Source organism: Flavobacterium sp. (assembly GCF_041911335.1).
Lineage (GTDB): Bacteria > Bacteroidota > Bacteroidia > Flavobacteriales > Flavobacteriaceae > Flavobacterium.
The window spans coordinates 1-18,232 of the sequence record NZ_JAYRPD010000030.1; the positions used below are offsets into that span (position 1 = coordinate 1).

13 protein-coding genes are annotated in these 18,232 nt (G+C 33.7%); 9 read left to right on the forward strand and 4 right to left on the reverse strand.

The features are described from left to right. Positions 1 to 68: 68 nt before the first annotated feature. The 4 genes from ACE3PD_RS03655 (at position 69) to recO (ending at position 5,593) form a co-directional block, all read left to right on the forward strand. Positions 69 to 902, forward strand: coding sequence for an IS982 family transposase (locus tag ACE3PD_RS03655; RefSeq protein ID WP_225582041.1), 834 nt, complete (start codon positions 69 to 71; stop codon positions 900 to 902). Between the two features lie 231 nt (positions 903 to 1,133). Beyond that, positions 1,134 to 2,477, forward strand: a complete 1,344-nt coding sequence (gene gdhA / locus ACE3PD_RS03660; RefSeq protein ID WP_374399624.1) for an NADP-specific glutamate dehydrogenase — start codon at positions 1,134 to 1,136, stop codon at positions 2,475 to 2,477. Between the two features lie 118 nt (positions 2,478 to 2,595). Continuing rightward, positions 2,596 to 4,875, forward strand: coding sequence for a two-component regulator propeller domain-containing protein (locus ACE3PD_RS03665; RefSeq protein WP_374399626.1), 2,280 nt, complete (start codon positions 2,596 to 2,598; stop codon positions 4,873 to 4,875). Between the two features lie 4 nt (positions 4,876 to 4,879). Beyond that, positions 4,880 to 5,593, forward strand: a complete 714-nt coding sequence (gene recO, locus ACE3PD_RS03670) for a DNA repair protein RecO (RefSeq protein WP_374399628.1) — start codon at positions 4,880 to 4,882, stop codon at positions 5,591 to 5,593. On the opposite strand, the gene ACE3PD_RS03675 is transcribed toward recO, so the two are convergent. After that, complete coding sequence (locus tag ACE3PD_RS03675; protein ID WP_374399630.1) at positions 5,586 to 6,032, reverse strand: CAP domain-containing protein; 447 nt, start codon at positions 6,030 to 6,032, stop codon at positions 5,586 to 5,588. The two genes, recO and ACE3PD_RS03675, sit on opposite strands and share 8 nt — an antisense overlap. A 272-nt stretch (positions 6,033 to 6,304) precedes the next feature. Here ACE3PD_RS03675 and ileS point away from each other — a divergent pair, with 272 nt between their 5' ends. The 3 genes from ileS (at position 6,305) to ACE3PD_RS03690 (ending at position 11,079) form a co-directional block, all read left to right on the forward strand. Next, positions 6,305 to 9,934, forward strand: a complete 3,630-nt coding sequence (ileS, locus tag ACE3PD_RS03680; RefSeq protein WP_374399631.1) for an isoleucine--tRNA ligase — start codon at positions 6,305 to 6,307, stop codon at positions 9,932 to 9,934. A gap of 49 nt (positions 9,935 to 9,983) precedes the next feature. Next, on the forward strand, positions 9,984 to 10,364 hold the full coding sequence (locus ACE3PD_RS03685) for a TraR/DksA family transcriptional regulator (RefSeq protein WP_374399633.1): 381 nt from the start codon (positions 9,984 to 9,986) through the stop codon (positions 10,362 to 10,364). 82 nt (positions 10,365 to 10,446) lie between these two features. Continuing rightward, a complete protein-coding gene (locus ACE3PD_RS03690; RefSeq protein WP_374399635.1) occupies positions 10,447 to 11,079 on the forward strand; it encodes a lipoprotein signal peptidase in 633 nt (210 codons plus the stop codon). Here ACE3PD_RS03690 and ACE3PD_RS03695 read toward each other — a convergent pair. The 3 genes from ACE3PD_RS03695 to ACE3PD_RS03705 are packed head-to-tail and all read right to left on the reverse strand — an operon-like array spanning position 11,076 to position 13,900. Further along, positions 11,076 to 11,639, reverse strand: coding sequence for a 5-formyltetrahydrofolate cyclo-ligase (locus ACE3PD_RS03695; RefSeq protein WP_374399636.1), 564 nt, complete (start codon positions 11,637 to 11,639; stop codon positions 11,076 to 11,078). The two genes, ACE3PD_RS03690 and ACE3PD_RS03695, sit on opposite strands and share 4 nt — an antisense overlap. Further along, a complete protein-coding gene (locus ACE3PD_RS03700) occupies positions 11,632 to 12,870 on the reverse strand; it encodes a pyridoxal-dependent decarboxylase (RefSeq protein WP_374399638.1) in 1,239 nt (412 codons plus the stop codon). Before ACE3PD_RS03700 ends, ACE3PD_RS03695 begins: the two co-directional genes overlap by 8 nt. 55 nt (positions 12,871 to 12,925) lie before the next feature. Next, the gene (locus tag ACE3PD_RS03705; protein WP_374399639.1) at positions 12,926 to 13,900 is read right to left on the reverse strand and encodes a succinylglutamate desuccinylase/aspartoacylase family protein; all 975 of its coding nucleotides are present in this window, start codon (positions 13,898 to 13,900) and stop codon (positions 12,926 to 12,928) included. Between the two features lie 275 nt (positions 13,901 to 14,175). Here ACE3PD_RS03705 and uvrC point away from each other — a divergent pair, with 275 nt between their 5' ends. Both uvrC and ACE3PD_RS03715 read left to right on the forward strand, forming a co-directional pair. Beyond that, complete coding sequence (gene uvrC, locus ACE3PD_RS03710) at positions 14,176 to 15,981, forward strand: excinuclease ABC subunit UvrC (protein WP_374399641.1); 1,806 nt, start codon at positions 14,176 to 14,178, stop codon at positions 15,979 to 15,981. Further along, entirely contained in the window at positions 15,981 to 18,179 is a 2,199-nt protein-coding gene (locus ACE3PD_RS03715; RefSeq protein WP_374399643.1) for a patatin-like phospholipase family protein, read from the forward strand. The genes uvrC and ACE3PD_RS03715 overlap by 1 nt, the downstream gene beginning before the upstream one ends. The last annotated feature ends 53 nt before the right edge of the window (positions 18,180 to 18,232 follow it).

Here is an 18,232-nt window from a genome sequence, read left to right on the forward strand (position 1 = left end):
CAAACAAAACAATATCTATGTCAAATATAGTAAAAAATTATTTAAGAGTTTTAGAAGTTATAAGTTCTTTGAATTGTGAGTTAATTTATAAATCAGGAGTTGGAAGAAAGCAAAAAATGTCTGATTTAGAGGTTGTTGCTTTGAGTCTAACAGCTGAATTCATGTCTATTGACAGTGAAAATTCATTGTTTAAGCAGCTAAATCAAGCTGAAATTCCAAATTTAATTGAGCGAAGTCAGTTCAATAAAAGAAGAAGAAAATTGTTTTTATTTTCAGAAGAAATTAGAACCAAATTAGCTAAAGAATTTTTGGAATTCGAAGATTATTTTATTGTTGATAGCATGCCGCTTGAAATATGTAAATTTTCTCGTCATAGTAGAATAAAAATCTGTAAAGAAGAATTTGAAAGCGCTCCGTCAAAAGGATTTTGTGCCTCACAAAACAACTGGTATTTTGGATACAAGCTTCATGGAGTTTGTTCTGTATCTGGTATTTTTCACTCATTGGATATCACAAAAGCAGAAGTTCACGATGTACATTTCTTGAAAAACATAAAGCAACAAATGTCTGATTGTGTGCTTCTTGGAGACAGAGGTTATTTATCTGAAAGTATTCAGCTAGATTTATTTCAAACAGTTAAAGTTAGGTTAGAAACACCAAAAAGATCAAACCAAAAAGACTATAAACAACAACCTTATATATTTAGAAAATCAAGAAAAAGAATTGAAACTTTATTTTCTCAATTATGCGATCAATTCATGATTAGAAGAAATTATGCCAAATCTTTTGAAGGTTTTAAAACTAGAATTTTAGCAAAAATAACCTCTCTAACATTAGTGCAATATATCAATAAATTTATCTTTGACAGACCAATTAATAATATCAAAATTCAAATCATTTAATTTCACCCAACGGGTATATAAGTATGTTATCAAATAAAAACACATCTGTTATCAATTAAAAACACATCTGTTATCAATTAAAAACACATCGTAAGCATTATAAATTTTTCTTAAAAATATACTAAGTAATTTTTAAAATGTATATTTGTCGACTTAAATTTTGCGAAATTCGTAATTTAAGAAAAAAACACATATTTAACGAATTAGTTTATCTACAAGTTTTATAGAATAATGGAACAAAAAATTAATGATTTTATGGCTCTTATTGAAGCCAAAAATCCAAACGAGCCAGAATTTTTACAAGCAGTTAGAGAATTTGCTGAAACAGTAATGCCTTTTATTGCAAACGAAAAAAAGTATGATGGAAAAAATGTCCTTTTAAGAATGGCTGAGCCAGAGCGTTCAGTTATTTTTAGAGTGCCATGGGTGGATGATAAAGGAGAAATCCAAGTAAATAGAGGTTTTCGTATTCAGATGAACTCTGCAATTGGACCTTACAAAGGAGGAATTCGTTTTCATCCAACAGTAAATTTATCTGTTCTTAAGTTTTTAGCTTTTGAACAAGTATTTAAAAATAGCTTAACTACACTTCCAATGGGAGGCGGTAAAGGAGGTTCTGATTTCGATCCACAAGGAAAATCTGATGCAGAAGTAATGCGTTTTTGTCAATCATTCATGACAGAGTTATGCCGTCATATTGGTCCAGATTTAGACGTTCCTGCTGGAGATATTGGTGTTGGAGCAAGAGAAATTGGTTACATGTTTGGTCAATACAAAAGAATTAGAAATGAATTTACTGGAGTTTTAACTGGAAAAGGGTTAGCTTACGGAGGTTCTTTAATTCGCCCTGAAGCTACAGGTTATGGAGTAGTTTACTTTACTCAACAAATGCTTAAGACTAAAGGAGAATCAATCGAAGGAAAAACTGTCGCTATTTCAGGTTTCGGAAACGTAGCTTGGGGTGTTGCTTTAAAAGTAAATGAATTAGGAGGGAAATTAGTTACTATTTCTGGACCTGATGGTTATATTTATGATGCAGACGGAATTTCTGGTGAAAAAATTGACTTTATGTTGGAAATGAGAGCAAGCGGAGATAATAGAGCTGAAGCTTATGCAGAAAAATTCCCAAGCGCTGTTTTCCACAAAGGAAAAAGTCCATGGGAAGCAAAAGTGGATGTAGCTATTCCATGTGCAACTCAAAACGAATTGAACGAAGAAGATGCTAAAAAATTAATTGCTAATGGTGTTATGTGTGTAACTGAAGCAGCAAACATGCCATGTACTTTAGATGCTATTAAACAATTCTTAGATGCAAAAGTATTGTTTGCTCCAGGAAAAGCAGCTAATGCAGGTGGTGTTGCAGCATCTGGTTTAGAAATGACGCAAAACTCTATTCGTTTAAACTGGACAAGTGAAGAAGTTGATGCTCGATTAAAAGACATCATGACAGGTATCCATGGTCAGTGTAAAAAATACGGTACAGAAGCTGATGGCTATGTAAACTATGTTAAAGGAGCCAATATTGCTGGATTCGTTAAAGTAGCCGATGCTATGTTAGCTCAAGGAGTAGTATAATAACGAACTTTATAGATAAAAAAAGCTCTTTCAGGAAACTGAAAGAGCTTTTTTCTTTTAAATTATATTAAAATTAAAATTAATTACGTTTGTAGTATATTTGTAATAAATACATGCGATGAAAAAGGCGATTTTTATTTTATTGATTTCTCAATTCTTTTTTGCACAACAAACCAATCAGTTGTGGAAAGGTTATTTTTCATACAATGAAATAGTGGATGTAGAATCTGGAACAGATGCTGTTTTTGCAGCAACACAAAACGCAGTTTTCTCAAAAGGAATTACATCTAGCGATTTAAAAATTTTTAATTCTATAAATGGATTAAAGCCAGAATCGATCACGACTATTCATCATTCAGAATCTACAAGAAAAACGTTTGTTGGTAACACCAATGGATTATTGTTAATTGTTAATTCAGATGGTTCAATTACTACAAAGGTTGATATTATCAATGAAGTCCCTGTGCCTCCAAATAAAAAGAAAATCAATGATTTTTATGAGCACGAAGGAAAGTTATATATCGCTACAGACTATGGAATTTCTGTAATGGATATTGCAACTTCCGAATTTATTATTACTTATTTCATTGGTACATCTGGTGAAGAAACAGAAGTGTTACAAACCACCGTTCTAAATAATCATATTTATGCGGTTACTAGAAGTTTTGGTATTAGAAAAGGAGATTTAGCCAATCCTAATTTATATGATTTTAACCAATGGCAAACTTTTGATGCTGGCTTTTGGGGAGGAATTGTAACTTTTAATAATGAATTAGTAGCCATGAATGCTGATGCAAAAACGTATCGTTACAATGGAACATTCTTTCAACAAGTTTTAAATCAAACGCAAGCTGGACTTAAAATTAAAACAAATGGTACCGAGTTAATTATTACTACTCAAAACCATGTTTTTGTTTTAAATCAAGCGTATAATGTTTTGGTAGATACTACTCAAATCCCTAATTACAATGTAATTTTTAAAGCCGCAACAGTTGTAAATGGTATTTTATATATTGGAACTGAAAAAGACGGACTTTTTTCTGCTGCACTAACTAATCCTAGTGTTTTTGAAGCAATGTCTCCTAATGGTCCTGTTAGAAATTATATTTTTAGAGTAAAAAAAGCACCTAATTATTTATGGGCAGTTTATGGGGATTATACACGAGATTATAATCCTTATGCTTTAGATGAATTTGGAATTAGTAAGTTTTCAAATGATAATGGTTGGGAATTAATTCCTTATAACGATTTGTTTCAAGCTAAGTCTATAAGTGATATTGTAATTAATCCAAACAACCCAAATCAAGTATACGCCACTTCCTATTTTTCGGGATTGCTTAAAATTGAAGGCGATAACATTGAACTTTTTAACAATACCAATACAGGTCCAAATGGTTTAGAATCATTAGTTGTGTCAGGCAGTCCAAGTTATATTGATATTAGGATCAATAGCCCTGCTTTTGATAAAGACGGAAATCTTTGGTTAACAAATGCATTTGTTGAAAAAGCAATAAAGGTATTGCGTTCAAATGGGCAATGGCAATCTTATAATTTAGCAGATGTTGCTCCTACAGTTTCTACAGGGCGATATGGGCCTATGGCTGTTGATAAAAACAGAACAAAATGGGTTCCTACACTGAATGATGGATTAATTGCCTTTAATGAAAATTACAACAATAAATTTATTGTAATCAGCACAACAAATGGAAACTTACCTGATAATGATGTTAGATGTGTTGCGGTCGATAATAGAAATCAATTGTGGATTGGAACTTATGCAGGTTTAAGAACCGTTTCTGTAGACCGATTCATTTCATCAGATGAGCTGACCACCAATGCTATTATCATTCAAGAAGGCGATTTAGCACAAGAATTGTTTTACCAACAAACGATTTTAGATATCGCTGTTGATGGTGCTAACAGAAAATGGGTTTCCATTGCCGATGGAGGGGTTTTCTTAGTGTCTTCAGATGGTCAAGAAACGATTTATCGATTTACCAAAAACAATTCACCACTACCAAGTGATAACATTAACGATATTGAAATTGATGGTGTTTCTGGCGAAGTGTTTTTTGCCACTGATAAAGGAATGGTGTCGTTTTTAGGAACTTCAACCAAACCAAGTGATAGTCTAAGCGATGTTTTTGTGTATCCAAATCCAGTGCGACCAAATTTCGTAGGCACAGTAAAAATTAGCGGATTAACCGATAAAGCAAATGTAAAAATCACCGATATTGAAGGAAATTTAGTTTACGAAGCCACTTCTTCTGGAGGAACGATTGAATGGGATACCAAAGCTTTCGGAAAACATAAAGTGGCTTCAGGCGTTTATATGATTTTTGTGGCTTCTGAAGATGCATTAGATTCTACAGTAAAAAAAGTGATGATTATCAGATAATCCAATGCTAGTCAAAACTAAAGCCATCGTTCTTTCTTCCTTAAAATATCAAGAAAAAAGCTTGATTGTTAAGTGTTTCACGCAATCGGATGGTTTGAAAAGTTATTTTGTTCCAAGTGCTTATTCCAATAAAAAAGCGAATCAAAAAATCGCCTACTTTCAACCGTTAACAATTATTGAAATCGAAGCCAATCATAAAAACAAAGGCACACTCGAACATTTCAAAGAAATAAAATTAGCGCATAGTTTTCACACGATAAATACCGATATAGTTAAAAGCACTATTATAATTTTTCTTTCCGAAATTTTACATCACAGCATACACGAAGAAGAGAAAAATGAAAACTTATTTTCTTTTTTAGAAACCGCTTTGCTTTGGTTAGATACACACGAAGAAGCTACAAATTTTCATCTAATTTTGATGATGGAAATGACCAAATTCTTGGGGTTTTATCCTGATGTTTCTGAAATAGATTTCGATTTTTTCGATGTCAAAGAAGGTTTTTTCACCCCATTTCAATCGGTAAATACACTTTCAGCACATGAAACGCAATTGCTCAAACGATTAATCGAACTAAAATTTGATTCTAATCAGAAAACTTTCGCTGGAATAGAACGCCAATTTTTGCTAAAAATCCTATTAGATTTCTATACTTTACATCTTGAAGGCTTCAAAAAACCTAAATCGTTGGAAGTTTTAAAAGAAGTTTTTAGTTAACATCTTCAGCAGCACCAAACCAAACCGTTGCAAATCCTCCTTCAATACCAATTCCTATTGCTTTCCAATCATAACTGCTCCAGCTATTTTTATTTGCTAAAACGTCGTGATGACCAGAACTTTGTAACCAACTTTTAAAAGCATAGTCAGCAGTCATTACATAATCTGAGCAACATACATTTGAACCACAAGCAATTTCAAAACCAATATCACTATAGTTTGTTAATTCCTTTGGCTTATTCCACATGCAATTAGATTGCTTATGATCAGGAGTATAACAACAAGAAGACCATTTTCCGTTTGCAGACCAGCTGTGGGCGTTACAATTCCCTAAATCAGGTTTGTTAGTTACTAAATCGTAACAATGTGCTTGTGCAACTGTAGTTAAAGATTTCGATAGTGGAATTTTAGATAGCCCTATCGAGGCTCTATATTCCATAATCAAACTATAAAGTTTTTTCTCTTCCAAAGAAAGACTTTGAGCTTTGGTCAAAAAGCTAAAACTTATTAAAACGAATACAAAAATTAATTTTTTCATCTCTTTTTTTTTTACAAATTTAGATATAAATAAAGAGTCAAACAATACGCTATTTGCCGTATATTTTAAAATTGAATAATTTCAATAGCTAGATTGGCTAACTTTTGCCTTTTTACTTTTGCCTTTTTACTTATAATCATTACTTTCGCAAATTGATTTAAGAAAGCGATAAAATGAGTACAAAATTTACTGAATACAAAGGACTTGACTTGCCAACAGTAGCATCAGAAGTTCTAGATTTTTGGAAGAAAAAGAACGTCTTTGAACAATCGGTAACTTCTCGCGAAGGAGCTACACCTTACGTGTTTTTTGAAGGGCCACCATCTGCTAACGGTTTGCCGGGAATTCACCACGTGATGGCGCGTGCGATTAAAGATATTTTTTGTCGTTACAAAACTCAAAAAGGTTACCAAGTTAAGCGTAAAGCAGGTTGGGATACGCACGGATTACCTGTAGAATTAGGTACCGAAAAAGAATTAGGCATTACCAAAGAAGACATCGGAAAAACGATTTCAGTAACCGAATACAACGAAGCGTGTAAAAGAACGGTTATGCGTTATACTGACGTATGGAATGATCTTACGGAAAAAATGGGGTATTGGGTAGACATGGAAGATCCGTATGTGACATACAAATCCAAATACATGGAAACCGTTTGGTGGTTGTTAAAACAAATTTACAACAAAGATTTACTATACAAAGGCTACACAATTCAGCCGTATTCACCAAAAGCAGGAACAGGTTTATCTTCGCACGAAGTAAATCAGCCAGGTTCGTACCGTGATGTTACCGATACTACGATTGTGGCGCAGTTTAAAGCAAAAGATGAAACATTACCTAGCTTTTTAAAAGGTTTTGGAACGGTTCATTTCTTAGCTTGGACGACAACTCCTTGGACGTTGCCTTCAAATACAGCGTTAACTGTTGGTCCAAAAATCGATTATGTTTTAGTGAAAACGTTCAATCAATATACTTTTGAACCTGTAAATGTGGTTTTAGCTAAGAATTTAGTTGGGAAACAATTCGGTAAGCGTTATTTTGAATCACAAAATAAAGAGGATTTTAAAGCATATTCTTTAAAGGTTTTAAACACTTTAAAATTTGAAGATGAATTAGATAAGCTTCAAGCTTCTATTCAATCTTCTAATAAGTTGATGGAATATAATGATAATTTTAATGAGACATTCAATAGAATGTTTAACTTGGATTATAAGCAGGCATTATTTCTTAGTGAATACAATTCAATTAAAGAAAGAAGAAATGAATTGTTTAAAGAAGATATGCCTACATGGGCTAAACCAATTGAAGTAAAAGACCCTATTCCATATGAGATTTTAACTGAGTTTAAAGGTGCTGATTTAGTAGGAATTCGTTACGAACAATTATTGCCATTAGCGTTACCATATCAAAATCCAGAAAATGCGTTTAGAGTAATTTCAGGAGATTTCGTAACTACAGAAGATGGAACAGGAATTGTTCACACCGCACCAACTTTCGGAGCTGATGATGCTAAAGTAGCGAAAGAAGCAACTCCAGAAGTGCCACCAATGTTGGTTTTAGACGAAAACGGGAATCCAGTGCCATTGGTAGATTTACAAGGTAGATTCATCCAAGGTTTAGGTGCTTATTCTGGGAAATACGTTAAAAACGAATATTACAACGATGGTGAAGCGCCAGAACGCTCAGCTGACGTAGAAATCGCAATCCAATTAAAAGAAGAAAACAAAGCCTTCAAGGTTGAAAAATACGTACACAGTTACCCACATTGTTGGAGAACCGACAAACCAATTTTATATTATCCATTAGATTCTTGGTTCATCAAAGTAACCGAAATCAAAGATAGAATGTTCGATTTAAACGAAACCATCAACTGGAAACCAAAAGCTACAGGAGAAGGTCGTTTCGGAAATTGGTTGAAAAACGCTAACGATTGGAACTTATCGCGTTCAAGATATTGGGGAATTCCTTTGCCAATTTGGAGAAGTGAAGACGGAACCGAAGAAATGTTAGTAGGTTCAGTTGAAGAATTATACAACGAAATTGAGAAATCAATCGCAGCTGGTTTCCAAACAGAAAATCCGTATAAAGGATTCAAAATTGGCGATATGAGCGAAGCCAACTACGATTTAGTGGATTTACATAAAAATGTAGTAGACGGAATTGTTTTGGTTTCTCCATCTGGAAAACCAATGAAACGCGAAACGGATTTAATTGACGTTTGGTTTGATTCTGGTGCGATGCCTTATGCACAATGGCATTATCCATTCGAAAATAAAGAATTAATCGACGAAAATAAAGCGTTCCCAGCTGACTTCATCGCAGAAGGTGTTGACCAAACTCGTGGTTGGTTCTATACATTACACGCAATCGGAACATTAGTTTTCGATAAAATTGCATACAAAAACGTAGTTTCAAACGGATTAGTTTTGGACAAAAACGGACAGAAAATGTCGAAACGTTTAGGAAATGCTGTGGATCCATTCACTACTTTGGCTGAATACGGTCCAGATGCTACGCGTTGGTACATGATTTCGAATGCAAATCCTTGGGACAACTTAAAATTTGATATCGAAGGTGTGGCTGAGGTAAGAAGAAAATTCTTCGGAACACTTTATAATACGTATTCGTTCTTTGCTTTATATGCAAATATTGATGGTTTTAAATACAACGAAGCGGAAGTTCCATTGGCAGAACGACCAGAAATCGACCGTTGGATTTTATCGGAACTACATACGTTAATTCAGTTAGTAGATGAAGCCTATGCAGATTACGAACCAACAAAAGCAGCTCGAGCTATTTCAGATTTCGTTCAGGAAAACCTGAGTAACTGGTACGTTCGTTTATGTAGAAGAAGATTCTGGAAAGGTGATTATGCACAAGATAAAATAGCAGCTTATCAAACACTTTATACCTGTTTGGTAACGGTTGCGAAACTTTCTGCGCCAATTGCACCATTTTTTATGGATAAACTTTACAGAGATTTAACACAAGCTACAGGTTCTGAGTCGTTTGAAAGCGTACATTTGGCCGAGTTTCCAAAAATGGTTGAAAACTTTGTTGATAAATCATTAGAAAGCAAAATGATGAAAGCCCAAACGGTTTCTTCATTAGTTTTATCGCTTCGTAAGAAGGAAATGATTAAAGTGCGTCAACCGTTGCAAAGGGTTATGATTCCTGTACTTGACGAGAATCAGCGTGCTGAAATTGAGGCGGTTTCTGACCTAATTAAAGCGGAAGTAAACGTGAAAGAAGTGGTGTTGTTAGACGATGCTTCGGGTGTTTTAGTGAAACAAATTAAGCCTAATTTTAAAACATTGGGACCACGTTTCGGTAAGGATATGGGGTTGATTTCCAAAGAGATACAAAATTTTGGACAAGATCAAATCGCAAAATTAGAGCGTGATGGTGAGTTAGTTATGGATATTGCAGGAAAAAGTATAACTTTATCACAAGATGATGTAGAAATTTCATCGCAAGATATCCCAGGTTGGTTAGTAGCCAATTCAAACGGAATTACAGTAGCGTTAGACATTACGATTTCCGATGAATTAAGAAAAGAAGGGATTGCGAGAGAATTAATCAACAGAATCCAAAATATCAGAAAAGATTCTGGTTTTGAAGTAACTGACAAGATTACCGTTAAAATGGAAAAAAATGCTCAAGTTGAGGAAGCCGTTTTAGCTAATGAATCGTATATTAAGTCAGAAACCTTAACCGAATCATTAATTTTTGTGGAAAACCTTGAAAATGGTACGGAAATTGAGTTTGATGATATTAAAACAAGTATATTAATTTCAAAATAAAAGTCGAAAGGCTTTTAATCGACGTATAACTATAAAAAATATTGAAATTATGGTAGAGGAGCAAATTAGATATTCAGACGCTGATTTGGCTGAATTCAAAGCGTTAATTCAAGCGAAATTAGAAAAAGCTAAAGGTGATTTAGAGCTTATTAAGAGTGCCTATATGAATGATTTAAACAACGGAACTGATGATACATCGCCAACGTTTAAAGCATTTGAAGAAGGCAGTGAAACCATGAGCAAAGAAGCCAATTCACAACTAGCTATTCGTCAAGAAAAATTCATTAGAGATTTAAAAAATGCCTTAATACGTATCGAAAACAAAACCTATGGTATTTGTAAAGTTACAGGCAAATTAATAAGTAAAGAGAGACTAAAAATCGTTCCTCATGCTACTATGAGTATCGAAGCAAAAAACTTGCAACGTTAATCTTTTTACAAAATTATACTAACGCTCCGCTTGGAGCGTTTTTTATTTAATAAATTCCACTATTTTTGCAAAAAAATTGAACATGTCGTTAAAGAAAGCCTATATTTTAATCATTGCTATTTTATTAATTGATCAGATTTCAAAAATCTATATCAAAACGCATTTTTTTATTGGAGAATCCATAAAAGTAATGGGTTTAGATTGGTTTCAAATTCATTTTATTGAGAATGAAGGAATGGCTTGGGGTGCTGAAATTCCTGGCGAACATGGGAAATTAATTTTAACCTTATTCCGAATTGTAGCTGTAGGTGGAATCGCTTGGTGGTTATGGGATTCAGTAAAAAAGAAAGCTTCTAATTATTTAATCGTAGCGATTGCTTTGATTTTCACAGGGGCTTTAGGAAATATTATCGATTCAGTTTTTTACGGTGTCATTTTTAACGATAGTTATCATCAAGTAGCTACAGCTTTTGCTGACCAACCTTATGGTACTTGGTTCCACGGCGAAGTAGTAGATATGTTTTATTTTCCAATATGGGAAGGAAACTTACCTTCTTGGTTGCCAATTTGGGGTGGAAAACACTTCACTTTCTTCAACGCTATTTTCAACGTGGCTGATGTAGCGATTTCAACTGGTGTTGGAATTTTAATTGTCTTCAACAAAAGAGCGTTTGCTCATGCGGATAAAGAAGAAGCATTAGCTGAGGAAAATTAAAATTCGAAAATCTCCTCAGGCGTCACACAAAAATCCAATTTCACATCATTTGTTGAAACATCGTCAATTCTTTCTTCTGGAAGAAAGAACGATAACCCAATTTTAATAGTTTCAGGCTTGCATTTGCTTAGAAAGTTATCATAGAAACCCTTTCCATAACCCACGCGGTTTCCTTGCTTATCATAAGCCAAAAGCGGCACAAAAACCACATCAATTTTAGCATCAGGTACTTCTAAACCATCAACAGGTTCTGGAACGTTGTAACTGTTCTTTTTGATTTTGGTATTATCCGTCAATAAAAAATGCGTCATTCCTAAAGTGGCAAATTCGCACTTCGAAATGACGATTTCTTTATCTTTTCCCGCTAAAATTTGCAGAATATATTCGGTATTGATTTCTTTTTGCTCTTCAATCGTTAAAAACAAATGATAATACAATTTTTCCCAAATGTCCATACGCAACAATTGGTTCGAAATCGCCAAACTTTTGTCTTCGATTTCTTCTTGAGTTAACGATTGTCTTAATACTTTGTACTTACTTCTTAATACTTTTTTATCCATTTACAGACGCTTTCAATTCATCTTTAAATTTAGTCAAATGTTCTACTTCTACGTGATCCATTAACACAATTTTGTACCATCTGTTGTGTTCATTGTGTTGTTGTGGTACCAAATCATACTTTTCAGCAATTTTTTCTGGAATAGATTCCGAATGAATGGTCACAATATTCATATACGGTTCACGGAAATATTTGATGTTTAATTTATCTAATTCGTTACATAAAAATTGCGTACGCATTTGTAAAACACTTACTTTTTCAAACCAACCATAAGCACCATATGTGAATAAAATCATCCAAACGGCAACTGCATTCGCTCCAGAACGACTTCCGCAAAGGGTTAAATCCATTCCTTCTACATATTCTGCTTCTTTGGTTAATACGTTTTCAATTAAACCTTTTCGACAAACAAAAACACCTGTTCCATAAGGAGCTTGTAACATTTTGTGCGCATCAATGGTAATCGAACTAATTTTAGGATTACTAAAGTTGATATTCGATTTTTGATTGCTAAACGGATACACAAATCCGCCATAAGCACCATCAATGTGCAAACGATAGGTAACGTTGTGTTTTTCTAAAGCCGAAGTATAATCATCAGGATTATCAACAGAACCAAACATGGTTGTTCCCATGTTGGAAACCGCAATGAAGTATTTTTTACCTTTATTTTTAGCTTCAGAAATGATGTTGTCTAAAGCAACTGCATCAATTTCACGGTTTTCAAATCCAACCGGAATTTTCAACCAATCAATTTGCAATAAATTAGAAGCTTTTGGAATCGAATAATGCGTGTCTTCTGATGCTAAAATGGCAATTTCGTTTAATTTTGCATCGAATTTGTGCATGAATTCATTTCTAAAAACCCAAATCGCTTGAATGTTGGCTTCCGTTCCGCCAGGAGCGATGTAACCATCAAATTCGTATTCTTTGGCTTTAAAAATATCAACGGCAATTACGTTTAAAACTTCACGTTCAATTTCTTGTGTGCCATAAAACGCTTTTTCAGAAGTTCCAAAAGTATGACAACCAATGTTATTTGGATTCGCAACGTAGGTTTGAAGCGTTGGCGCATCTTTCAAAAAAGGCGCATCATCATAAAAAACGCGACTATCTAATTTAGAAGCTGGATAACCTAAAGAAGCGTCTTTTGAGAAATTTACATTATCGTGTAAAGCCTTATCAATACGGGCTTTTCTTTCTTCGTGTGTTAGTTTTTTCCAGAAGTTCATACCTAAAAATTTTGACGAAATTACAGGTACTAATTCAATAAAAACATGATAATTGTTAGCTTTCCGATTCTAAATGCGTTGAAACGTGAAAAATAGCATCTCCTTGATACACAATTGGCGCATCGTTAACATTAATAACGTAGCCATCATGAGGCGCTTTCATTTTGTGTTCCACTTTTCCATATGGGTCTGAAATAGTAGCAATTAGTTCTCCTTTTTTGATAAAACTACCAATTTTCACCATTCCATGAAACATGCCTGAATATTTCGCTCTGACCCAATTCGATTTTTCAATATAAATAGGTTTTTTCGATTTGATATTGGCTTTTTTTCTTGGATTTAGCATGTCCAAATGATCCAAAAATCGCTTGGTGCCTTCAATAGCATCATTCGTAACTTCTTCATTGATATCCAATGATTTTCCGCCTTCAAAAAGCAACATTTTAACGCCTAATTTATCACAAGAATTTCGAAACGAACCCGAAATATTTTTCGAATACAAGGTAAAAGGCGCGTTAAAAACATCGGAAAGTTCTTTAAGTTCTGGATTTTCAGGTACAATTCTAATTTGCGGTGCATTAAATCGACTTGCGCCACCCGCATGAAAATCAATTGCATAATCCACATGCGGAATAATATCTTTCAAAATGTAATAAGCAAAACGACTCGCTAACGAACCTGTTTTACTACCAGGAAAAACCCGATTCAAATCGCGACCATCTGGAAATTCACGTGTTTTATTGATGAATCCAAAAATATTGATAATCGGAATACAAATTATCGTTCCACGTTTTGGTTTGTTGATTTTTTGAATGATTAACTGACGTACTATTTCAGTTCCGTTGATTTCATCGCCGTGCAAACAAGCGGTAAATAAAACCGTTGGCCCATCAAGTTTTGAACGTTCCACAATTATTGGAATTTTCAATTTGTTCATGGTGTGCAACTTGGCAATTTCCATGTTAATGGTTTTGCTTTCGCCAGCTAAAATGGTTTCTTTAAGGATTACAAGTGGTTTTGAGGCTGTCATTTGGTTGATTCTAAGGTGTTAAAAATACGAAAAGTTCAAGAACAAGGGCAATAACAAGTTCAAAAATCAATTTTTTATTGGAACACAAATTGAAGAAATGAAAAGTTTAAAAGTAAAACGTCTCTGTGAATCTCTATTCAACAGCATCAAAATAAAAAAATCTCAGTGAATCTCTGTGTAAAAACAATTCTCAAATCTGTGCTGCAAAGCATCCGTTTCATCCGCGTGCCAATTAAATCAAATCTCTTATCTTTGTTCTATCATCTTTCAATAAAATGCAAACACCATTAGAACTTCAAATCCAAACCTTACCTGATAATCCAGGTGTGTATCAATATTTTGATAAGGAAGGAAAAATTCTATATGTAGGAAAGGCGAAAAACCTAAAAAAGCGTGTTCAATCGTATTTTACCAAGAACCACGATAATTATAAAACTTCGGTTTTAGTTAAGAAAATTGTTACGATAAAACATATTGTTGTTCCAACGGAAACCGATGCGTTATTGTTGGAAAACAATCTGATTAAAAAGCTGCAACCGCGTTACAATGTCTTGCTTCGTGATGATAAAACTTATCCTTGGATTTGCATCAAAAACGAACGATTTCCAAGAATATTTTCCACTCGAAAAATGATTAAAGATGGTTCGGAATATTTCGGTCCATACACGAGTTTTAAAACGGTTCACACAATTTTGGACTTGATTAAAGAATTGTATCCGTTGCGGACATGTAATTACGATTTATCTAAAGCCAATATTGATTCTGGAAAATTTAAAGTCTGTTTGGAATATCATATTGGCAATTGTAAAGGACCATGTGAAGGTTATGAATCATTGGAGCATTATCAAAGTCAGATTGAAAAAATTCGTCAAATTTTAAAAGGAAATTTCAAAGAGAGTTTGAAAGATTTCAAGAAATTAATGACCGATTTGGCAATGGAAATGAAGTTTGAAGAAGCGCAAAAAATCAAAGAAAAAATCGAGGTTTTAGAAAATTACCAATCGCGTTCTACGGTTTTGAATCCGAAAATCACCAATTTAGATGTGTTTTCTATTATTTCCGATGAAACGATGGCGTACGTGAACTTTTTACAGATTTCACACGGAGCCATTGTACGTTCGCATACGTTGGAATTAAAGAAAAAATTAGATGAAACCAACGAAGAATTATTGGAATTAGCCGTTGTAGAATTACGCGAACGTTTTCATTTGAATGCGCGAGAAATTGTGGTTCCGTTTGCAATTGATTTGGGCGAAAATGTAAAAGTCACGGTGCCGCAATTGGGCGATAAAAAGCAAATTTTAGATTTATCAGAGCGTAACGCCAAATTTTATCGATTAGATCAATTAAAACAAATCCAAATCGTTGATCCAGAACGACACACGAATCGCATCATGGCACAAATGCAAAAAGATTTGCGTTTATCGGTTGAGCCACGACATATTGAATGTTTTGATAATTCGAATATTCAAGGAACGAATCCGGTTTCGGCTTGTGTGGTGTTTAAAGATGGAAAACCGAGTAAGAAAGATTACCGTCATTTTAATATCAAAACGGTTGAAGGTCCCAATGATTTCGCTTCGATGGAAGAAGTGGTGTACCGAAGATATAAACGAATGTTAGATGAAAATCAACCTTTACCGCAATTGATTATTATTGATGGAGGAAAAGGGCAGTTGTCGTCGGCTTTAAAAAGTTTGGATGATTTAGGTTTAAGAGGTAAAATTGCCATTATCGGAATTGCAAAACGTTTGGAAGAATTATTTTATCCAGGTGATTCGGTGCCGTTGTATTTGGATAAAAAATCGGAAACCTTGAAAGTGATTCAGTATTTACGAAACGAAGCACATCGATTTGGAATCACACATCATCGCGACAAGCGAAGTAAATCGGCTTTAACCAATAGTTTGGAAAGTATTCCGGGTATTGGAGAAAAAACGATGATTACTTTAATGAAACATTTCAAAAGTGTTAAAAGATTGCAAAATGCCGACGAAAAAGCTATTTCTGAAGTTGTAGGTGTTTCAAAAGCCAAAAAAATTTCCGAATTTTACAAGACAATTCAATCTGAAAATAAATAATGAAAAAACTATTCTTGTTTGTAAGCCTACTATTTTTCATCCAAATTAGCTTAGGACAAGAAAATCCACGACCAAAAGTTGGACTTGTGCTTAGTGGTGGTGGTGCAAAAGGGTTGGCGCATATTGGTGTGCTAAAAGTAATCGATTCACTTGGTATAAAAATTGATTATGTGGCTGGAACCAGTATGGGTGCGATTGTAGGTGGATTGTATGCTTCTGGCTATAATGCAGAGCAATTGGATTCTATTTTTTCTAATGTCGATGTTGATGCTTTACTTCAAGATTTTACACCAAGAGGTTCTAAATCGTTTTATGAAAAGCGAAATGATGAAATTTACGCTTTGACACTTCCGTTTAATAAATTTAAATTGGGATTACCTTCTGGATTATCAAAAGGGCTTTATAATTTCAATTTATTGTCTTCTTTAACACAGCATGTGAGTCATGTTCGTGATTTTAAACAATTGCCTATTCCTTTTTTATGTATTGCAACAGATGCCGAAACAGGTGAAAAAGTGGTTTTGGATTCGGGCGTTTTAGCTCAAAACATGATTGCAAGTGGCGCATTACCTACTTTGTATAGTCCGGTTGAAATAAACGGTAGGGTTTTAATCGACGGCGGTGTTGTGGATAATTATCCCATTGAGGAGTTAAAGTCGAGAGGAATTGATATTATTATTGGAGTTGATGTTCAAGATGGATTAAAAACAAGAGAAGAATTAAAAGGTGTTACTTCGGTTTTGGCGCAAATCAATAATTTTTCCATGATAGAAAAAATGGAAGGAAAGCAAAAAGCTACCGATATTTACATCAAACCAGACATAAAAGGATTTACTGTTGTAGCGTTTGAGAAAGGGAAAGAAATTATTAGGAAAGGGAAAGAAAAAGCACTAGAATTTGTTAAAGAATTAACGCCTTTCAGCAACTTAGGTTCTAGAAATAATGGCAATGTAACCGCTCAAGATTCTATCTACGTTAAAGATATCGTTTTTAATAAATTAGATAATTTCACTAGAGCCTATATTATTGGTAAGTTGAAGTTTAAAAGAAATACCAAAATCTCAATGACTCAGTTGCAAAAAGGGGTTTTAAACTTAAATGCTACTCAAAACTTCAGTGCTATTAATTATTCATTCGAAAAAATGCAAGATGGTGATAAATTAATTTTGCAATTAAAAGAAAATGAAAACAATACTTTTTTAAAGTTTGGATTGCACTATGACGATTTGTTTAAAAGCGGAATTTTATTGAATTACACTAAAAAGCGACTAATTGCTAAAAATGACGTGGCTTCATTAGATGTAATTTTAGGAGATAATATTCGATATAATTTTGATTATTATATTGATAATGGTTTTTATTGGAGTTTTGGTTTCAATTCAAAATTAACAACATTTAATAGAAATGTCACAAGTAATATCGCAGATGATGTGGTTTTTAGCAGTACTGCTAATGCAATTAATGTTGATTTTCTTGATTTGAGTAATCAAGCGTATTTACAAACCATTTTTGCTCAAAAATTTTCTATAGGAGCCGGATTAGAATTTAAAATTTTAAAATTAGAATCGGAAACACTTGAAAATACAGATCCTGTTTTTGAAAGTAGTAATTATTTGTCACTTTTTGGGTTCATGAAATACGATTCATTCGATAAAAAATATTTTCCAAGAACTGGTTGGAATTTCAATTCTGAGATAAGATACTACGGTTATTCGTCGGATTATAAAAACAATTTTGAACGATTTTCAGTGGCAAAAGCTGATTTTGGTTTTGCTCAACCGGTCTTTAAAAACATGACTTTTAAATTTCAAACAGAAGGAGGCTTTGCAGTAGGCGAAAGAAGTGTTTCTTATTTTGATTTTATTTTAGGCGGTTATGGATTTCAACAAGTAAACAATATCAAGCCATTTTTTGGATATGATTTCTTAAGCATTGCTGGGGATAGCTATGTAAAGTTATCACTAACAGCAGATTATGAAATTTTCAAGAAACATCATTTGAATTTCATTGCCAACTTTGCAAATGTTGGAGACAAAATTTTTGATACCATTGACACTTGGTTTGCACAGCCAAATTATACAGGTTATTCGTTTGGTTATGGAATGGAAACCGTTATTGGCCCCGTTGAAATTAAACACTCTTGGTCGCCAGAAACAAGAAACCATTACACATGGTTTTCAGTAGGATTTTGGTTTTAAAATTTTTTTACGATATTTGTAATGATGAAAAATTGGACCGACTTACTTTCGCA